The organism is Paenibacillus sp. LS-5, assembly GCF_056121505.1.
This window is the reverse complement of record NZ_JBWAVA010000002.1, coordinates 379777-398474: the sequence shown is the minus strand read 5'-3', so window position 1 is coordinate 398474 and position 18698 is coordinate 379777. Positions and strand designations below refer to the sequence as shown.

Here is an 18698-nt window from a genome sequence, read left to right as displayed (position 1 = left end):
TTTCTTATGCTCGCATGAATGCTTCTAACGGCTCCAGAGTCGAGAACGTCTTCTTTGCATCCTTCTTCCGCTGCTCACCGTAGAGTTGGTTCAACTCTTCGAATGATTTAGCTTCAATCTTCTTATACCCCGACTTGGTATATCTGTTTATGTACCTCTTTTGCCCTTCTTCTTCAACCCACTCATATACGATGTCGTATTTGTCCCTCAGATTCTTCAAATGAAGTGCCCGGCGCAACACTGCATAGTGTTCTTCAATGGCTTCATCGCATTCCTCCATAATCTTCTCGTATGCGCAGCCAACTCGCATCTGAATCTCCAATGCCCGTTCATCACCGTATCTCGCAAGAAATTCCTTGAGCGAAACTAGCGCATATAGCGTTATTTGTTCCTTGTCATTCGGATTCCTGTATTCATAACAGCCTACAACCAATTTGCGGTCGGACATTTCCTCCTTACTGAATTGCATATTGAATAAATACTCGAGTGACTTTTGCTTCATAACGGTATCCAACATCACTTCTTTATCAATCTTGATGCCAGTTGGCACCCACGGAAACGGTAGTTGTCCGTTACTTTCACGCGATATGCTACCCCTCATATTCAAAATCGGCAGACTCGTAGCAATTGCGTACGACCTGTTATATCCTTCGCCTGCGAATATTCCCTGTTCTTCCCGCATGTATTCTTCTCCTCCTTTTAGTACCAAGTTCCATTCGGCGCCTAGTGCCACCAGTTGTCTGCGAAGTAAATCTCAGCGCACTAATTTAAAGTTAGTCAATTTAGAATCTCGCCTTTATCTATTTTCGCCAAACGTTCTCGCCAAACTGCGAGTTGTTCAGGCGTTTGTCGAACCCAATCTTTCACTTCGCCAACAATTTTTAGTGGGGCTTTGCTGCGATATGATCGCGTCGGATTACCTGGAAATTTCTTGTCCGTCACATTTGGATCATTTTCCCACTCGCCTGTCGGCTCAACGAGATACACGCGCGGTACACCATCGCCTTTTGCCAACTCAGCAGCTAAACCAGCCCCATCACGTAAAGCTGTAAAATAAATGTGATTCATCACAACATCGGGATTGAAATTTGAGCGAAAGCCAGCTGTGAGTAAGTCTCCAATCTGCAAATCTGCTCGTGTCCCATGATAAAAAGGACCTTTGTCAAGAATTCCGGCCATCTCGCCACCACCCCCAAATTCAGTAAGATAAACTATCTTATCATGAAATCTGCCTTTTAGTTGAATAGCGACCGATTCGAATGCGTGTCCCGTTAGCGGACCGAGAAGCAGCCCCCCCCGATGCGTGAATATGGGGTTATACGCCGTTACTGTCTTCGAAGCATCACCTAAAAACCTTTGATCACGATTTCAACTCTATTTTTTGCTTTGATATAAAAACTCAACTTCACCATCTAGCAAATATCGATATTCAAATAATTGCATTGTTCTTTCCTTAATTCTCTCCATTATAACCGTGTCTAGGCTTACTAATCCTTGTGATCCAAGGTAACTATTGTTAATAAATGTCTTCTCTACAAATTCTGTTTCCCTTAAGTGATACTGTAACCATTCTTTCTGGGATTCAATTAGTGCTTTTTTGGGTTCTCTATCCAATTTAGAAAGAAGACTTTTATATATTTGATTCAACTCTTTATCCCAAACCTCTGAATACTTGTTTACCAACGTCCTCCATTCAATTGTTGAAAAATCTTTGGAATTTTGAAATTCATTAAATTCCACCTCATAATCATGATCTATAGGATTTCGAAGCATTTCATCATAAAATTCCCCAGTCAAATCATAGTTCCCAATGCTCATGGATAACACTTCATTATTATTAGTATCTGATTGACCTTCAGTTATTTCTTTCGATTCTGTTCCATTACCTGTACTCACTACATCAGGAGGCAGTTCAGAATTCATTATCGATTTAGTTTCGCTGTTCGAGGTAGTCGACTGACTAATATTTTGGCAAGCTGAAAACACTATCGTTATAAAAAATAATAAGAGTATCTTACCTTTCATAAATTATCTCCTTAAATATGATCTTTAATAGTTTGTTGAATACTTATTCAAATTTTAACTGGAGCGAATCACAAATTGGCTTATAGCCTATCTTTTGATAGATGCTATTAGATGTGGGATTTGCTAAGTCCGTATATAAGACGCACTTAGTGAATCCTTTATCCAATGCAAGTTGGCTTATTTGCGCCACAATTGAAGTAGCGTAACCCTTCCTGCGCTCATATGGAGGGGTATATACAAATGCCACACCAATAGCCGTCTGCATTACCCTTGTATATCCTGCCATAGAAACGGGTATCCCGTTGTCCTCTAAAATATAGATTTTTTTCGATGCTATTCGGTAGAGGTAAGGGTCTGCATCTTGCGGGATAGACATTTCTGTTGCGCCATAACTCCCCGCTGCATAAAATGCTTCAGCCCAGTATGGGAAAAAGTGAATATCCTTTTCATCTAGCAATCGAATGCTACCAACCTTTTGAATGTCTGGGTTTACTACCGTAAGTTCATATATACGTTGGCTCATGGTTGTATTAAAAGTTATTCCCTTGCGCAAGGTATATTCTTTGGCAAAATACTCTGCCAGGGTTTTTTCGGTTGTCACACCTGGAATATCACGGTCTTTCAACCCATCTATCAGACAGTTTATAGCTTCTGGGTTAATTATGTTGTCTGTTGCATAAAGCGTAATATTATGTGGCGGTGTCATTATGGCGGTCAGTTGTATACCCTTAGCATCCGAAATAGTTGCCATAAGCCAATTTACAGGGTCACGCCAGTCTGTTTTGTCTATTCCTTCATGCCCAATGATAATATTGCCAAGAGGAATCAAATTTTGTGCTTCATGTCGCATCAGCACATCATAGGTATCCTTGTAAAACTCATGCACATCCGTATACAACTTGAATTGCATTACAATGTCACCCTTTCATCTGCTCAACGTTTTTCCGGATTGTTCGAACCAATCGTTCTTACTTACGGTCCATCCACGTGCTTCTCAGCCGCCGAATGAATATCTCAGGTTCATTTGGGTCAAATACCTCTATCCCGTCATCTTTTATAAGCTTTCTTTTAATCAAATCGTCAATGAGCCGATCGGTTACATCGTGATAGTCGTCCACTACATGTTCCTCTTCAATAAAACTAATTTGATCGCCTATATTACTCAAAAGATACCAGGTCGTTATGGCTGCTGTTACGGGATTCATGGCTAATTCCATTGCTTTGCTCGCTGGGAGATGGGCAAAGCTTACTATTTCTCCTTTGCTTTTATTCACTAAAACATATCCTTGTCTCATTCAAAATTTCTCCTCATTCTCTTAGTTCACTGAACTATTGTTTCCCGTTAGCTCAACGATTCTTCGGTTATAAAAAAACCATATCGCTGGACCAAAAATAAACACTGTTCATGCATTCACCGGTTTGTATATTTTTTTGCCTCAACGTCCTTACAATCCCATGAGCCTACAGGCCATTTTTCAGCTTCAATCCATATATAACGCTTCGAAAAGCACATGGACAATCTCCTATATTAGGTTGTATTTGAGCTATCATTCTCCCGTAAGTTCAATCATTACTAAGCCATGGTTTTTCACGCCAAACAGACTTCCGGGCAACGAGCATAGTACGTTTATTCTTGTGCATGAACATTTCATCTGGACCATCGTTGTACATATCAATCAGATGATCAGGTATAATGGCTGCATCAAAAGTCCATAAGTCCTCTTTTGTATAGCATACTAAAGCTTCCCATGGTGTTCCGTCCGTCACTTCGTTTGTGAAATACACGCCACTTTCTTTAAACTCCTCCGAAAATCTTGTCAACATTGCCCATAGTAAAGTCTTAAACTCATCTTTTAACTGCCCTGTCTTCCAATCTAGTTCCTTTATTACTTCTGGCGTCCATCCCATCACATAAGGACGGATATGAAGTTCAAAATCATTGCGAACGAATATTTGTGATTCAGCACCACCGCCAACATACATAAACCCATTATCCGAGACTTCCCACTCCAATTCCGATGTGAAGTGGCTTGAGTCGAGGTACAAGGAGCTTAGTACTTCTGCAAAATGATTGATAACCTCCTTAAAGTTATGTCGGTTACATTTGAGATACGTTTGGAGATGAGAGTATTCGGGCATGCGTACACGCCTCCTCTAGCTCAGCAATTTAACTGCACAAGCCTGCCAGTTAGCCTAATGAAGCATTGCCAGGTATACCTTATTTTCTCGGTCTGCAACCCTTTAAAAAATACCACCCCGAGTTCGCCCTTTATTCCTTTTTACCTAACATCAGAAGGTTTAACTATCATGGGTAGGCTGAACAAGTATTCTCCGTTAACGTAACGATATAACGATTTACCTCTTTAATCCTAACGATGTTCCCCAAGAGGTTTTAATTGATGGTTTGGTCTGTAAAGCCAGTGGCAGCACAAAGTTTTCTTCATCAAACTCTAGGATAAGACATTCATAGTTATTTTCACGCTTTATTTGAATAGTGCTGATATTTTCTAAGCAGTAATTGTTTATTTCTTCATTGTTAAGATAAATTCTTAACTGGCCACTCCGGCTTGCTTCTTCAAGCTCGAATACAGCCTTTATATGATTTCTAACTATTTGGAATGAAATTGATGTATATTGCCATGGAACACCGTCATCGCTTAGCTCTGCTTCACATTCGAATAGGTATTCTAGTTCATACAGTTCAGGAGTTTTCATTGCTGGCCCCCAAAATCCATTTTTTAATGTTCACTCAATATTACCACATATTAGAACTACCTTGCCCTTTAGTCATGACTTAGCATACCTTGGATGAAATCTAAGGGGGCACCGTTATCAAGGAACTGGCATGCATAAGTAATTTCGGTTCTCCTAATTTTAGTGAAGGATTAGAAGTCAGATACGACTCTTCATATGCGTAACGGAAGAGAGAACGAACAAACCGAATTCTGTGACCCAGGCTGCTCGGCTTCAAACGATCAGCTTGTTTACCATGTACTCCTTCAACATGGTTAACGTTACCTCTGTGATATCGAGATTACCAAGCTCTTGCATCAACTACTCTACCGACGTAGCAGTGCTCGTTAGAATAAATGTGGCTGAATCTAACAACCCCGTTTTCATACGAATCCATGGAATGTTATTTATGATTACAGCTTAATCACACATTACCTACTCTAACCCCTTAAGCGTAATAACTCTATTTCTTGAAGAACTTTCTTTACATCACAGTTAGGATTTAAGATATTGATCATCTCTTCCGTAATGGGGAAATCATCGTATATTTTTGCAACAACATCTAATGATGGTGATAATTCAAAATAACCTATTGCAAATTCTACAAAATCCTCTGGTGTAAGGAATATACAGCCCACTAAAAATTCAGAACCATCGCTTTCACCTTTTGGAATATCAACTTTTCCCTTGTGCCAGTTAATGTCACTGTTTTTACGCCAAATACAAAAAGTCACATCGTCTTTTTCAATTGCATCATCTTCAAGCAAAGATAATAATTCCTTTGGAACGTCATCATAAATCCCTTGATATACTTTATGTTCATCTTGCGCATATGGGCTTAATTCAGATTCATGATCGAAGCCTTTTATTATGGAACCTTCAGAGGAAAACAAAATAAGTAGATGATCACCTGCTCCATTATCTATTTTCGCCATACAAACATCCTTATCCCAATCTTGAACAAAGCTATGGTAACGAAGCCATTCATCTTGACAAAGAATAATATTTAATGATGCTTGGAATTTCATTAGCTTTTTTAAGATTATTGGATTTGGTAAACGCTCTAACACATTTACTTCCATGAATTCTCACCCTTTCATCTTTCTGTTTTGGCTGAAGCACATCCTGGTCGTACTGATCCAAATGGTGGAAAGAGTCAAATCCAAACCCGGCGGCTACTACATTCATACCCTTCAATACCGGTTAAGATTTAAAGCGTAATAAAGAAAACCAACTTATACGATATTCAATCCCCACGCATTCACCATAATCATGCGACGGATCTAGGGCATCAACACAGTCAACTAGTCATTGAACCACATAAAGTAATTTGACTAGGACTCAGACTACTGACCTAAAAGGGGGGGTTATACATGTCTGTTTTTGACCCAAGGAAACTGACCACAAACCTAATTCCACCTGCTACTTCCTCCAAACCATTAGAAGGAAGGAAATATACTCTCACGCATTCGGATATTACTGCACAATTATTTTTGGATATTGGATATGTGTACAACTATAAGTCCATTAATCCCAAAATGCGTGATGAAGTATTAGCGGAGTGGAAAAAAGATTCACATGGTCGAATGAATTTAATAGGAAGCGCATATGTAGATGATGGTGAATTCAATCAAAAAGTTGCAGACATCCGTTTCAGTGTGTTCAAAAAAGAAATGACTACTGCTATCAAAGGAATGGTCTATGGGGACCGGGCATTTTACGATCACTATCCATCCCTCCTTGACTCCCCCATTTTTGTTCATTTTTTATCCAGTTACCCACAATATAGGAAGATTGCATACTATGGTACACCGCGTCTCTATTTAAACCAAATCTACATCAGTATATAAAGACGAAGTCGCCCAAGCATCGGTGTGATTTCACCACTCCCGAGTCGCATGCCCAACCCAACCTCTTCCCAGTCCAATCACCTTTTTAAGCCTGCTGCAGGATTTTCTATAAAATCTTGCTGTTACTTATGATACGGTGATTTCTCCATAGATAGAAATGCTGCCCGTTACTTCAATGGAAAAGGGAGCAATGCCGCGACGGCCTGCTCCCTTTTCTGGTTGAACTATAGTTCTCCGTTAATTGAATTGCATCTTCTTTAATTTTGTCAGTAGATGTTCACTCATCATAAGTAAACTATTGTTGAATCGGAAACAAAAAATCAATATAATTATTGTAGTGTATCAAAAGGCGGGAGGACAGACGGCCATGAACAAACAGGAACTGGTCATGATGGAATTCAGGGACTTATTTAACAAAATGGTTTGGCTTAATAAAAATAAGTTGGAAGACAGTCTTAAAGGTTATAAGCCTTCAGAAGTTCACTGTATTGAATACATTGAAAGAAATGTAGATCCAAATGTTACAAAACTTGCGGAATCGCTATATATGACCAAAGGTGCCATAAGTAAACTAACGAAGAAGCTTATGGAGAAAGGCCTTATTGAAGGCTACCAGAAGCCTGATAATAAGAAAGAAATCTATTTTAGGCTCACTGAGCAAGGGAAGAAAATTTATATTATCCATGAGGATCTGCACCAAGAGTTTCAAGAGCGGGATAAAGACATATTTGAACAGGTAACCGAGGAACAATTTGAAAGTATGCTTAGCTTCATGAAAAAGTATAGTCAGCATCTTGATGCAGAAATAAAGAAAACGGGTCTAGAAATTAATTAAGCTGGAGAGTTTGAATATTGATAAGTGAAACCACAGGCAGCCGTGCTCTATTGAGAGTTGGCTGCTTTTTTATGGATATTTTTTGTTGACAAGGAAACTAAAATGACATATTATTTTGTTGACAAGGAAACAAAACAACTTTTTAAGAGGTGAATAAAATGGCAAAAAATAAAGCAAAGAAAATAGGATTGCCCAAAGAAGTCCTTATGGCTGCCTGGGCTATTGCACTTGGAGCTATTGCCCCTATGCTTGACTCCACGATGGTGAATATCGCCATCGACAAACTGACGAAGGACTTCAGCACAACATTGGATATCATTCAATGGGCTATTACAGGTTATGTTTTAGCTCTTGCGGTCGCGGTTCCCGTATCCGGCTGGCTTATGAACAAATTTAACGGCAAGAAAATTTTCATCGGGGCCGTCATCGCTTTTGGTGTAATTTCTGTTTTAGTAGGAGTTAGCTGGGACATTTCCAGCTTCATCTTTTTCCGTTTGCTTCAAGGTTTCAGCGCCGGAGTAATTACCACGCTAATGTTCACGCTTTTAGTCAAAACAGCAGGTCAAGAAAATCTGGGTAGAGTGATGGCAATCGTCAGTACCCCAATGATCTTCGGTCCCATCTTAGGACCTGTTATTGGGGGGTTCATTGTTCAAGGAGCATCCTGGCGCTGGATATTCTTTATAAACGTGTTCATCGTTTTGATTGCTGCCCCGCTTATGATGAAAAAGGTGCCCAATTTTGAACCGTTCAACAAAGATAATAGACTCGATCTATTTGGGATTATTGATTTGTCGCTAATGAGTGCGGCATTGATTTATGGAATTACAAAAGCCGCGGATCATGCTTCATTTAACAATAGCGAAACTACTATTTGGGTTGGCGTTGGCCTTGTTTTAGCCGTCATCTACTTCGTATATAATCTAGTAAGAAAAAATCAAACCGTGCTCCCATTGAATTTATTTGCACATAAGAGCTTCACAGCCTCCAGCATCGGGCTATTCTTGACAAATGCTGCTATCATGGGACCTATGTTAATTCTTCCATTGTACTTCCAGAACTTTCGTCATTTCACGGCGACCGAAGCAGCGCTTGCGTTAATTCCTCAAGGGGTTGGGATGCTTGTGACCAGGCCTTTGATAGGAATAATGATTGACAAGATCGGTGCGAAATACGTGGTTATGGTCAGCTTAGTACTTTCACTTGTTGGGTCTGTTCCGCTTATCTTTATCACCGATAAAACAAGTATGATGTGGATCTCCATTATCTTGTTTATCCGTGGTGCCAGTGTTGGAGGAATCAGTCTTCCTTTGACAAGTGATGCATATACAGGACTTGACAGTAAACAACTTCCTGAAGCAGGTGTTGGGATTAATATTATTGAGAACTTGGGCTCAAGCTTTGGTTCAGCCGTTATCGCAACCGTTGTCGCAGCTACCCTACAAGGATTGCAGCCAACCATTGCAAATAATTTAAAGGGTTATCATTCGGGGTTTTTATTATCCGCTATTGCTCTAGCGGTAATCTTCATTCCAAGTCTGTTCCTTACAAATAAAAAAAATGCCTAGCAAAGAACCTGCGCTTGAACATTTTAGCGCAGGTTCTTTATCGTGATCCATCTTCAAGTTGATGATCTTGGTGATCCTATTTCATCAAGCTGAAGACTTGAACGTTTGGTGTCATCAGTACAAAATATGGGAATGATAACTTATTACTTCAATGGAAAAGAGAGCAACGCCGCGACGGCCTGCTTCGTTATTAACGTATTATTCCCCGTTAGTTCAATATCTGGCTGAGATTCGCTTAAATGCCTAGCTTCCCATCATAATCTCTTAACAAAGAACAAATTCAGATCATCATCTACAATTACCTGCTGACTATATTGTAGGTACTCGCCGTCTTTAAATATTCCTTTGCCATCCGGAACATATCCACGATTAACGTATAAGGTTTGTGCAGCCCCATAATCACTGAACAGGCCTACACCAAGACCTGAGACTTCTGATCGTTCTCTAACTATTTCTTCTGCTTTATCCATCAACAATGTGCCTACTCCGTGACGTCGATACTTAATCAGCACATTAAAATCCTGGATTTCCGGTATAAGCTGCTTTTTAAAATAGGGATAATCTGATTGCCAAAGGACATTGATATAACCCGCAAAATCACCTTCAATCTCAGCTACCAATGTGACTCGCTGCTCTTTTTCTTGTTCTTCCAAATATTTTAGAAAAAGAGTTACAGGCTTCTCCCACCCTTGATTATGAAAGGCCTCGGAGATCACTACGGGATCACTTTCATTCAAGATACGGATAGTTGCTTCAGTCATAAAGTCACCTCTTCTTTTCTTTTATTATAAAATAAACGAAAGTCTTAATATGGGACAAAATGATTATATTCAACAAATCTGCCCGTTACTTCAAATGAAAAGGGAGCAACGCCGTGACGTCCTGCTCCCTTTTCTGGTTGAACTATAGTCTCCCGTTAGCGCAATGACTTACTCTGTTGAATTTCGTGTTCCTCAACATAAAGCGGCATCAGAGAAGGCGGATCGTGCCTTATCGCGTCCTTTAAACGACAAAATGGTGCCGATAGCCTAGCCCCATAGCCGCAACGAAATAATGAGCCTAATCCGACAGTGCCCGCATGATGTTGGATTTCGCCTCTACCGCAATCTCTTCATTCCCGTCATCGACCGCTTGCATTAAGATCAGTATGGGGATGTATACCGCAATCAGCCGCGCCAGCAGCTTCGTTTCCTCATCCGCTCCTCCGTACGTTTCGAAAAACACGCCGCGAGCGTAAGGTGGTAAAAAGCTATACGCAACGCTCAAATCGCAAGCCGGATGTCCTACGCTCAGATCGCCCCAATCAATGATGCCGGAAACGATCCCGTTCTCATTCACAAGCATATTTTTGAAATGAAGATCGCCATGTAGCAGTGCATTCACCGCCTCGACACGGTCCTTTTGCAGCCTGCTAATATACGCTTCGATCACACTAGACTCATCCGGCGACAAGTGTTCAACCACCTTCGATAGAAAGCCCTCCAATTTCACTTTGCGCGATGCTATGTCCGTCAAGTTTCGATGATCTTGCTGAACTCCGCACTTCAGCGCCGCCTGCACCGGAAATTCATGCAATCTCCGCAAAAATTTCGCCAAAGTCTCTGCCGATAAAGCCCGGCGTTCTTCCGTCAAACCGATTGGGAAATCTCCTGGCACGTAGGCATAGCCAAGAAATGGTGCCGGGTATTCGTCACTTGCTTCGCCATAAAAGAACGGTTTCGGATAGGGGATGGTCATATATGCCTCCAGCTTCGGCAGCAGCTTCCCTTCCATACGAATCGAGCCAACTGCAATCGTTCTTCTTGGGAACCGGAACACGTACTCGTCACCGATGAGAAAAACCGTATTGTCCCAGCCCCAGCCCAATCGCTTTACTTGCTTCGATGACAGCTGAGGGAATTGTCTGCCGATCAGCGTCCGCGCCTGCTCTTCGTTAACCTCCCACTCCGCATCCCATACATTCGTTCCTCCCATGAATTGTCTGCCTCCTGGTTCCTTACGTTATTTAGATGTTTACATTCCCTGGAAGTTATGCATAACTGCCTGTTAGCTTAACGAAGCATTGACAGTCTAACCCTCTATTTTCACAGTCTAATGGTTAAGTTTCTTTTTACATCCACATCATTGATCCAGTTCCTCGTTGGGTTTACCTGCCAGCAGCTTCTTGGCTTCCTCCGCCCAGTCCAGGTAGGCCTTGTAGACATGCTCCCCGAACAGGACAGTCAGGTAAAAGTACAAATGATCCTTCTCGGTATGGAGAACGCGCTCCAGATTGCCTTTGAACATCTGAATCTGCTGGAGACTCTGTATATGGCGTTCCTTGAAATCTTCAATCCGCGCAAGATTGCTGTCGTCCGGAACCAGGCTTCCGAAAAAGAGCTTCAAGAGGATCTCATATTTGGTATACTCCTTCTGCTCGGGAAGCATGACCCAAGCCTTCAGAAGCTCCCGCCCTTTGTCCGTAATGGAATATGTGTTTTTCTCGGGGCCTTTGGAGCCGGTGCCTTTATGCTTAAGCACCAGCTCTTCGGTTACCAGCTTCGCCAGGGTCGGATAAATCTGCCCATAGCCTACTTCCCAGAAGCCGCTGATCATCACATCTATCTTTTTCTTAATATCGTATCCGCTCAGATCCTCATGGTTCAACAGGCCCAATATGATATAGACCGTAGTATTTTCCTTGGGCATGATCTTTCCTTAGGCTCCCTCCGTGTAACTGCTTTTTGTGACGGTATCATTCTGCGCACCGAAGCCCACCCGCAGCACATTTTTCGGGCATACGCTCTGGCAGCTGCCGCACAGAATACACTCATTGCTGTTCATATCTCTGTTCTGCACCATTTCCTGAACCTTCAGGCTCATCGGGCAAGCTTTGTCACACTTCTTGCAGCTGATGCAATCTTCGGTTCTGGCCTCCAAATGAAGTGAGGGATACCCCAATTTGTTCTTGAGGGTATTGCCCAGAACCATGAACGGAGCCATCCAGCAAAGAGAATGACAGAAGGATCGCCGTCCGAACAGCAGAGACACACTTACTATCAATAATACGACGGCAAAGTACGTAATGAAAGCCGGAGGGGCAGATACCGAAATTCCGTAGTCGGTAAAATAAATCGGATTTACGGCTTCGATCCCGCCAGCGGTTATAAATCCGGCCAGAATGGACAGCATCCACGGCACCCATATCAGATATTTGATGATGTTCTGTCTCTGCCCTGCCGGTTTATTCACGACCTGGGTACAGACATCCTGCAAGCCTCCCGCCGGACACACCCAGCTGCAAAAGGCTCTGCCAAACACTAAAGAGAAACCAAACAGTGCAGCAAACAGCAGAAAGCTTCCGGTGGCGATCCCGGCAAAGCTGCCTTGGACAATCAGATAAGGAGAAAAATAATTCAAGGTAACCGGGAACAGCAGCATGGAAAACAACAGCATGGACTTTCGAATCCTTTGTCGCCGCATATTTCATCACATTCCATTCTTCTTAGAATATTGGCCTCAGGCCAGAAGGATCTGTATATCATGATGATATAGTATATGCTATCAAGTTGATATAAGTGCTGTCAATGAGCTTTTTGCCATTGCTGTGTGGAATAATTCAGATTAGCTTGGACGCAAAAAAAGGCGGTCCCATCGTCACCAAAAATGGCGGCAACAGAACAGCCTCTTTCCCCAACAACCTTGCTTAGACTAAGGCAGCCTCCGCAGCTCCCTTGGATTCGTCGTCCCGCTCCAGCTTTTTCAGCTTCCGGCTGAAGTTCATATACAAGACTAGACCCATCACACTCGTAATCACTTCTGTTACGGTCATGGACCAGATCACACCATGCAGTCCGAAGAACTGATGCAAAAGAATTATCACAGGGATAAACAATACGCCCTGGGTAATCGACATAACCGCCGTCGGAATGCCCTGCCCGGTAGCCTGGAAGATACTTGTGAATAATCCTGTGAACCCATTGAACAGTGCCGACACCAGCATAGCCCCGATAATATAGGCACCCATCTCCAGTACAGCAGGATCTTGTGAGAACCAGCTAATCACCGGATCTTTAAACAGATATACCAGCCCTACAAATATTACAGAGATACTCCCGATATACATAAAGGCATGACGGATGCCTGACTGAAGTCTGGGCAGATTTTTGCTGGAGTAGTTATAGGCAAAAAGCGGAATCAGGCCCAGGAACAAGCCCATGGACAGAAACTCAGGGACCTGCACAATTCTAAGCGCCACCCCGAATCCCGCCACCACACTTTCTCCATACTGAATAGAGTAATTATTCAGCAGCAGTGTAGTCACAATCATAAAGGCGGCCAGCAGCAGCTCAGAGATGCCAATTTTGTAGATTTCCAGCTTATCCTTCAGCGATATTCTGTAATATTTCAGGAATCCTCTTAAATTCTCGCTTTTTTGGTCCAGGTAGTAGACATAATAGATCGCAGAGCCCAAATTAGCCAGGCACATCGCCAGCGCCGCCCCAGCCACATGCCAATTCAGAATCAGGATAAACAGCGGATCCAGGATCAGACTTAATGCCGTACTGACAAAGATACCGTACATGGATTCCTTGGAGGCTCCTTCAGAGCGCACCATCTGTTCCAGCGCAAAATTCAGGATGATGGCAAAGCCGCCTGCAAATAGAGTCAGCGTATAAGTTTTGGTAAAATGAGCCGTTGCCGAATCTGCACCCAGCATCTGAGTGATCGGATGAATCGCTAGAAACGCTATCAGCGCAATTACAAGCCCCGAGATTATACTCGCGTAAAAGGTGTACCCGGCAATACGCTTGCCTTTTTCTGTTTCCTTCTGACCCGCAAGCCGTGTGGCAAAGGTTCCTCCGCCAACCCCGAGCACATTTCCACAGGCCATTAGCACCGTAAATATCGGCAATCCCAGTGTGATGGCTGTCAGCATGCCTGTATTATGCAGCAAGCCGATGAAATAGGCATTAATGACATTGTAGATCGTACCCACTGACATCCCGATCATCATCGGAATCGATAAATGAGCAATCGCCTTCTTCATCGGCGCGGATTCCAGAACATATTGATTCGATGTTTCTTTTTTCATTTGAAGTCCTCCCGTTCTTATTGAATAAAGTCATAAAACGATTAATTAGTTAGAAACCTAAGTAACAAGGTTATCATAATAGATAGAAATCTAACTGTCAATGTTCTAATTGAAATTCAACACAAAAAAAGGCCGCACCGTCCTTCACTGGATCGCGTAGCCGTTTTGAATTATAGATTTAGGTTTGCTCAGCGGCAAGCCCAAGTGGAAAAGTGAACTTAATTCTTCCCCATCCCGCAACTCCGCAAGCATTAGTGGGAAAAAGGATCACTATTCTGACCGGTTCACACCTTTACAGGCGAATTCGCCTAAATTAGATATCCTTTTTCCAACTATTCTTTGAACAGCAGGCTTTTGAGGCTATTTAAGTGGACAAATTCCACTTATCTTCCATGCTGTTTGTTTCCAACAGGCCATTATGCTGATGGGGCAGCCGGTGTGTCTTCAGCAATCACCGTCCGGTTCCTGCCATTGCTCTTCGCCAGGTATAGCGCCTGATCCGCCTTCTCCAGCAGTTTCTCCTGCTCTGAAGCATGCAGCGGGTAATGGGCTATGCCCTGAGAAACTGTGACCTGAGACGGAATGGGACCTTTGCTCTGCTCCAGCGCCCGCCGGACTCTTTCTGCAACAATGAAGGCTTCCGCCGGGCGGGTGCGGGCCAGCAGGATAATAAATTCCTCGCCCCCGTAGCGATGACACATATCATCAGGCCGAAGTGAGGAGACAATTACTCCAGCTACATGCTTCAGCACTTCGTCACCGGTAACATGACCATAGGTGTCGTTCACGAACTTGAAACGGTCCACATCCAGTACAATCAGTGAAAAAGGAATTTCTGAAGCGATCCACTGGCCCAGCGTATACTCCAGGAATCTCCGGTTCTTAAGACCAGTCAGCGCATCTGTTGCAGCTTCCTGGGTCAACTGATCGGTCTGTTCCCTAATGTCCGCCACAGCCAAAAAGACGGCCTCGGTCAGCAAATCAGCTTCACGGCTCCAGTACGAGCGCGGCTTGGCTTCCGGAATTACAGTCTTCTTCCCCATTTGACTTACCAGTTTTGCCAAATAGGCAAAAGGCCGGGCTATTCTGCGTGCCACAAGGATCACAGCAATCAGCAGTGCAATAAACGGAACCAGCGAATAGCAAATAATCGTCTGTATGTGTCCAATTAGCTGCTGATGGATCAGGCTCATCGGCGAGACGACCACAATTCCCCAGCCGTTCGCCGGCACGCTGGAGTATCCGGCGAGCAGATCGATACTATGAAGGTTACGAACCTCCTGTTCCCCGCTCTCCCCCTTCATCAGCTTCTGCACAACCTTGTTGCTGCTGACATCCTTCCCGGATAGTTCCTTGTCCGGATGATACAGCAAATGACCGCCGGAATCGACAATATAATAATAGGAGCCCAGATCGTCCACGCTGTTATTCCCGAAAATCCTGGAGAGTACATTATTCTCCTGCAGATAAATCGTGCCGCCCAGAATACCCAGATATGTACCGTCACTGCTGAAGATTGGTTGACTCAAGAACACAATCAGTCTGTTGGTGGTTGCAGTCATGTAAGGAGCGGATATGTAAGGCCGTTGGAGTGCTAAAGCATCCTTAGAAGATTGTGAATTAATATGTTTGCCCACGGTTCCTCCTAATGTGGCCGGTTCTACGTTGTGGACAACCCCGTCTACTCCTATTACTACAATAGAATTAAAATAATTGCTGCTGTTGCGCATTAATTCCAATTGATGATCCACTTGTTCCGGTGTCATAGCGTCCATATTGGAAAGGATCCGCGCATTATAGGCCAGACTGCCGCTGATGGATTGAAATAAAGAATCCATCGTCCTGGACATACGGTCCGCATTGGTGTAATTCAGATGGAGCGTCGTCTCCATCAAAGATTGTTTTTTGGAGTCATAAGAGCCAACCAGGATAATGGTTGAGGTTAGCAGAACCACCAGTGTCACAAGGCCTGTAAGCAGCGATGTCAGACTGAGCTTTTTTCGTTGACGCAGCCCGGCCTTTCTCTGAATAAACAAACGATAAACCCTCCTTGAATTCTAAAAATTACCTAGATCCATCATACAACAAAAAGGCGTGCAAAGGGTCCCCCCATTTGACACGCCAATTTGGTATCAAGCTCTACTCGCCTATGGCTTATCTGTAGGATTATAGAACGCCCAATACCCTGTTGCTATAAATTTTCAGTATTGACCACACTGGTCAACAGGTGTAAAATCAAATTGACCAACGTGGTCAATGAGGAGGTGAAAACGTTGTTCTCAAAATTTCACAATCTAAGCCAGGATAAGCAGGACCGCATCATCAATGCAGCCCTCAAGGAGTTCGCGCTAAAAGGGTATCAGAATGCCTCCACCAATGAGATTGTTAAGGAAGCGGAAATATCCAAGGGCCTGTTGTTCCATTATTTTAATAACAAGAAGGATCTGTATTTATTTTTGTACGACTATTTTATAGAAATGCTTATAGAAAATGCACACGCACACATTGATTGGGAGCAGCGGGATATATTTATCCGATACAGGCAGATTGCAATTCTCAAATTCGAGTTATATCAGAAATACCCCAATGCCTTTGAATTCATCAAGAAAGTAAATCCAGAGGATGCAAGTGAAGTGAAGCCTGATTTAGAGAACCGGAAAAAAGAGTTTTTGAACAAGGGTTATAAAGATTTATTCGCAGATGTCGACCTCACCACATTCAAAGAGGGCATCGATATCGAAAAGGCAGTTAACATTATTTATTGGACTATGGAAGGCTTCGCCTACAGATTACAGGAGCGGTATGCATCGATTCCCGTGGATCAAATGAAGTTAGATGAAATTATTACAGAGCTGGACGTGTATAGTGAAATGCTCAGAAATTCTTTTTATCCATAGTTCCGGGAGGTTCTATTATGAATGTTATTGAGATTAGCCATCTGACCAAGACGTATGGCAAGTCCAGAGGGATCACGGATATCAGTTTCAATGTGGAAGAGGGAGAGATCTTCGGATTCATCGGGCCTAACGGTGCAGGGAAATCCACTACGATTCGAACCTTGCTGTCCCTGATTCACCCGACTAGCGGCAGCGCCAGGATATTCGGCAAAGATTGTTTTGAATTCGCTCCTGAGATCAAGAAGGAAATCGGATATCTGCCCTCGGAAGTTTTTTATTACGACAATATGAAGGTATACGATCTCTTGAAGTATTCGGCCAGCTTTTACAAAAAGGACTGTACGAAACGAATCAAGGAATTGGCAGAAATTATGGATCTTGACTTAACGAAGAAAATTGATGATTTATCGCTCGGCAACAAAAAGAAAGTGGGAATTGTCCAAGGGCTGCTCCACGAGCCCAAGCTGATTATCCTGGATGAGCCCACCAGCGGCCTGGACCCGCTTATGCAGCAGAAATTCTTTGAACTGCTGGAAACGGAGAACCAAAAAGGCGCAACGGTATTATTTTCATCCCATATTCTCAGTGAAGTTCAAAGGCTCTGCAGCCGTGTGGCGATCATCAAGGAAGGGTCCCTTGTTACGGTAGAAAAGATCAGCACCCTGCAAGAAAATAATTATAAGAAATTTAAAATCCACACGAAAGCTTCGCTGGATAAGGATTACTTCAGTCTGCCCGGCGTCAGCCAATTAGAAGTTAAGGATAACCAGGTCCACTTTCTCTTCAGGGGCAACCTCAATACAGTACTCCACAAGCTAGCGGACATCGAAGTCACCAACGTCTGGATTGAAGAGCCGGATCTTGAGGAGATCTTTATGCACTATTATGTAAAGGAGGCTTAGCGTCCTGATGAATATTTTCCTGCATGAACTGAAGGCTTACCGGAAATCTACAATCATCTGGTTACTTTCTTTGATCGCAATCATGATGCTGTTCATGTCCTTATTCCCTTCTTTCCATAAAGATGCCGAAGAATTCACAAAGCTGCTGGAAGGCTATCCGGAAGCGTTAAGAAAAGCACTCGGACTCGATTTAGAGAATCTGTTTACGATTATGGGTTTCTATACGTACGCTTTGACATTCATCATTCTGATCGGGGCGATTCAGGCTATGAATCTGGGCACTTCAATCGTCTCCAAGGAAGTCCGGGAGAAAACAGCAGATTTCCTGTTAACAAAGCCGGTTACACGTACAACCGTTATCACCGCGAAGCTAATAGCCGCATTCGTATCCTTGGTCATTACCAATGTTATTTATGGAGTGGCGGCCTATGGGATGGCTTCGCAGGTGAAGACTGAAGATTATAGCCTGAAGATGTTTCTCCTGCTCAGCCTAAGCATCTTATGGATTCAGCTAATCTTTCTTGCTATTGGAATCGTGATGTCGGTCATGGTACGAAAGATCAAATCCGTGCTGACGGTTTCACTGGCCACTGTGTTTTCGTTTTATTTTATTGGAATGATCGGAGCCACAACCGGAGATGCAAAGCTGCGCTACCTTTCCCCCTTTAAATATTTCGATCCGGCCGAGATCATGAGGCATGCAGGATATGAGATCTCATATGTGATCACCGGGGCAGTGATTATTGGGATTGCTGTCTCAGCCAGCTATTTCATATATGCCCATAAAGATATTCATGCGGTTTAGAGGGGGGAA

20 protein-coding genes are annotated in these 18698 nt (G+C 43.1%); 6 read left to right on the top strand and 14 right to left on the bottom strand.

All coding sequences use genetic code 11. The features are described from left to right. Positions 1-4 precede the first annotated feature (4 nt). From AC0MA3_RS05075 to AC0MA3_RS05040, 8 genes are all read right to left on the bottom strand, one after another. Positions 5-682, bottom strand: a complete 678-nt coding sequence (locus AC0MA3_RS05075; protein ID WP_474655394.1) for a hypothetical protein — start codon at positions 680-682, stop codon at positions 5-7. Between the two features lie 95 nt (positions 683-777). Continuing rightward, positions 778-1179, bottom strand: a complete 402-nt coding sequence (arr, locus tag AC0MA3_RS05070) for an NAD(+)--rifampin ADP-ribosyltransferase (RefSeq protein WP_474655393.1) — start codon at positions 1177-1179, stop codon at positions 778-780. Between the two features lie 195 nt (positions 1180-1374). Beyond that, on the bottom strand, positions 1375-2025 hold the full coding sequence (locus AC0MA3_RS05065; RefSeq protein ID WP_474655392.1) for a lysozyme inhibitor LprI family protein: 651 nt from the start codon (positions 2023-2025) through the stop codon (positions 1375-1377). A 43-nt stretch (positions 2026-2068) separates the two neighbouring features. Continuing rightward, on the bottom strand, positions 2069-2935 hold the full coding sequence (locus tag AC0MA3_RS05060; protein ID WP_474655391.1) for a GNAT family N-acetyltransferase: 867 nt from the start codon (positions 2933-2935) through the stop codon (positions 2069-2071). Positions 2936-2993: 58 nt separating this feature from the next. Then, complete coding sequence (locus tag AC0MA3_RS05055; RefSeq protein WP_474655390.1) at positions 2994-3320, bottom strand: hypothetical protein; 327 nt, start codon at positions 3318-3320, stop codon at positions 2994-2996. 268 nt (positions 3321-3588) lie between these two features. Then, positions 3589-4164: a hypothetical protein gene (locus AC0MA3_RS05050; protein WP_474655389.1), complete on the bottom strand. Its 576-nt coding sequence runs from the start codon at positions 4162-4164 to the stop codon at positions 3589-3591. A gap of 216 nt (positions 4165-4380) precedes the next feature. Then, positions 4381-4740: a hypothetical protein gene (locus AC0MA3_RS05045; protein WP_474655388.1), complete on the bottom strand. Its 360-nt coding sequence runs from the start codon at positions 4738-4740 to the stop codon at positions 4381-4383. Between the two features lie 458 nt (positions 4741-5198). After that, complete coding sequence (locus AC0MA3_RS05040; RefSeq protein ID WP_474655387.1) at positions 5199-5840, bottom strand: hypothetical protein; 642 nt, start codon at positions 5838-5840, stop codon at positions 5199-5201. Positions 5841-6131: 291 nt separating this feature from the next. Here AC0MA3_RS05040 and AC0MA3_RS05035 point away from each other — a divergent pair, with 291 nt between their 5' ends. From AC0MA3_RS05035 to AC0MA3_RS05025, 3 genes are all read left to right on the top strand, one after another. After that, on the top strand, positions 6132-6608 hold the full coding sequence (locus AC0MA3_RS05035; RefSeq protein ID WP_474655386.1) for a staygreen family protein: 477 nt from the start codon (positions 6132-6134) through the stop codon (positions 6606-6608). Positions 6609-6975: 367 nt separating this feature from the next. Then, entirely contained in the window at positions 6976-7443 is a 468-nt protein-coding gene (locus AC0MA3_RS05030) for a MarR family transcriptional regulator (protein WP_474655385.1), read from the top strand. A gap of 158 nt (positions 7444-7601) precedes the next feature. Then, complete coding sequence (locus AC0MA3_RS05025) at positions 7602-9011, top strand: MDR family MFS transporter (protein ID WP_474655384.1); 1410 nt, start codon at positions 7602-7604, stop codon at positions 9009-9011. Between the two features lie 254 nt (positions 9012-9265). On the opposite strand, the gene AC0MA3_RS05020 is transcribed toward AC0MA3_RS05025, so the two are convergent. From AC0MA3_RS05020 to AC0MA3_RS04995, 6 genes are all read right to left on the bottom strand, one after another. Beyond that, positions 9266-9772 (bottom strand): GNAT family N-acetyltransferase, encoded by a 507-nt coding sequence (locus tag AC0MA3_RS05020; protein ID WP_474655383.1) that lies wholly within the window; start codon positions 9770-9772, stop codon positions 9266-9268. Between the two features lie 298 nt (positions 9773-10070). Next, positions 10071-10985: a phosphotransferase gene (locus AC0MA3_RS05015; RefSeq protein ID WP_379161571.1), complete on the bottom strand. Its 915-nt coding sequence runs from the start codon at positions 10983-10985 to the stop codon at positions 10071-10073. A 147-nt stretch (positions 10986-11132) separates the two neighbouring features. Then, the gene (locus AC0MA3_RS05010; protein WP_379161569.1) at positions 11133-11699 is read right to left on the bottom strand and encodes a PadR family transcriptional regulator; all 567 of its coding nucleotides are present in this window, start codon (positions 11697-11699) and stop codon (positions 11133-11135) included. Positions 11700-11708: 9 nt separating this feature from the next. After that, positions 11709-12446, bottom strand: coding sequence for a 4Fe-4S binding protein (locus AC0MA3_RS05005; RefSeq protein WP_379161567.1), 738 nt, complete (start codon positions 12444-12446; stop codon positions 11709-11711). A gap of 250 nt (positions 12447-12696) precedes the next feature. Further along, positions 12697-14085: an MATE family efflux transporter gene (locus AC0MA3_RS05000; protein WP_474655382.1), complete on the bottom strand. Its 1389-nt coding sequence runs from the start codon at positions 14083-14085 to the stop codon at positions 12697-12699. 416 nt (positions 14086-14501) lie between these two features. Beyond that, positions 14502-16121: a sensor domain-containing diguanylate cyclase gene (locus tag AC0MA3_RS04995; protein ID WP_474655381.1), complete on the bottom strand. Its 1620-nt coding sequence runs from the start codon at positions 16119-16121 to the stop codon at positions 14502-14504. 237 nt (positions 16122-16358) lie between these two features. Here AC0MA3_RS04995 and AC0MA3_RS04990 point away from each other — a divergent pair, with 237 nt between their 5' ends. Genes AC0MA3_RS04990 through AC0MA3_RS04980 form a run of 3 tightly spaced genes read left to right on the top strand, consistent with a single transcriptional unit; the run spans position 16359 to position 18689 of the window. Beyond that, on the top strand, positions 16359-16982 hold the full coding sequence (locus AC0MA3_RS04990) for a TetR/AcrR family transcriptional regulator (RefSeq protein WP_474655380.1): 624 nt from the start codon (positions 16359-16361) through the stop codon (positions 16980-16982). A gap of 17 nt (positions 16983-16999) precedes the next feature. Further along, positions 17000-17884: an ABC transporter ATP-binding protein gene (locus tag AC0MA3_RS04985; RefSeq protein WP_474655379.1), complete on the top strand. Its 885-nt coding sequence runs from the start codon at positions 17000-17002 to the stop codon at positions 17882-17884. Between the two features lie 7 nt (positions 17885-17891). Further along, positions 17892-18689 (top strand): ABC transporter permease, encoded by a 798-nt coding sequence (locus tag AC0MA3_RS04980; RefSeq protein ID WP_474655378.1) that lies wholly within the window; start codon positions 17892-17894, stop codon positions 18687-18689. The last annotated feature ends 9 nt before the right edge of the window (positions 18690-18698 follow it).

Bases quoted from the DNA above. Each gene is read 5' to 3' on its own strand.
- AC0MA3_RS05030 (WP_474655385.1), top strand. From the start codon at position 6,976: ATGAACAAACAGGAACTGGTCATGATGGAATTCAGGGACTTATTTAAC.
- AC0MA3_RS05075 (WP_474655394.1), bottom strand. From the start codon at position 682: ATGCGGGAAGAACAGGGAATATTCGCAGGCGAAGGATATAACAGGTCG.
- AC0MA3_RS05045 (WP_474655388.1), bottom strand. From the start codon at position 4,740: ATGAAAACTCCTGAACTGTATGAACTAGAATACCTATTCGAATGTGAA.
- AC0MA3_RS05035 (WP_474655386.1), top strand. From the start codon at position 6,132: ATGTCTGTTTTTGACCCAAGGAAACTGACCACAAACCTAATTCCACCT.
- AC0MA3_RS05005 (WP_379161567.1), bottom strand. From the start codon at position 12,446: ATGCTGTTGTTTTCCATGCTGCTGTTCCCGGTTACCTTGAATTATTTT.
- AC0MA3_RS05040 (WP_474655387.1), bottom strand. From the start codon at position 5,840: ATGGAAGTAAATGTGTTAGAGCGTTTACCAAATCCAATAATCTTAAAA.
- AC0MA3_RS05000 (WP_474655382.1), bottom strand. From the start codon at position 14,085: ATGAAAAAAGAAACATCGAATCAATATGTTCTGGAATCCGCGCCGATG.
- AC0MA3_RS05055 (WP_474655390.1), bottom strand. From the start codon at position 3,320: ATGAGACAAGGATATGTTTTAGTGAATAAAAGCAAAGGAGAAATAGTA.
- AC0MA3_RS05025 (WP_474655384.1), top strand. From the start codon at position 7,602: ATGGCAAAAAATAAAGCAAAGAAAATAGGATTGCCCAAAGAAGTCCTT.
- AC0MA3_RS05020 (WP_474655383.1), bottom strand. From the start codon at position 9,772: ATGACTGAAGCAACTATCCGTATCTTGAATGAAAGTGATCCCGTAGTG.
- AC0MA3_RS05050 (WP_474655389.1), bottom strand. From the start codon at position 4,164: ATGCCCGAATACTCTCATCTCCAAACGTATCTCAAATGTAACCGACAT.
- arr (WP_474655393.1), bottom strand. From the start codon at position 1,179: ATGGCCGGAATTCTTGACAAAGGTCCTTTTTATCATGGGACACGAGCA.
- AC0MA3_RS05015 (WP_379161571.1), bottom strand. From the start codon at position 10,985: ATGGGAGGAACGAATGTATGGGATGCGGAGTGGGAGGTTAACGAAGAG.
- AC0MA3_RS04980 (WP_474655378.1), top strand. From the start codon at position 17,892: ATGAATATTTTCCTGCATGAACTGAAGGCTTACCGGAAATCTACAATC.
- AC0MA3_RS05060 (WP_474655391.1), bottom strand. From the start codon at position 2,935: ATGCAATTCAAGTTGTATACGGATGTGCATGAGTTTTACAAGGATACC.
- AC0MA3_RS05010 (WP_379161569.1), bottom strand. From the start codon at position 11,699: ATGCCCAAGGAAAATACTACGGTCTATATCATATTGGGCCTGTTGAAC.
- AC0MA3_RS04985 (WP_474655379.1), top strand. From the start codon at position 17,000: ATGAATGTTATTGAGATTAGCCATCTGACCAAGACGTATGGCAAGTCC.
- AC0MA3_RS05065 (WP_474655392.1), bottom strand. From the start codon at position 2,025: ATGAAAGGTAAGATACTCTTATTATTTTTTATAACGATAGTGTTTTCA.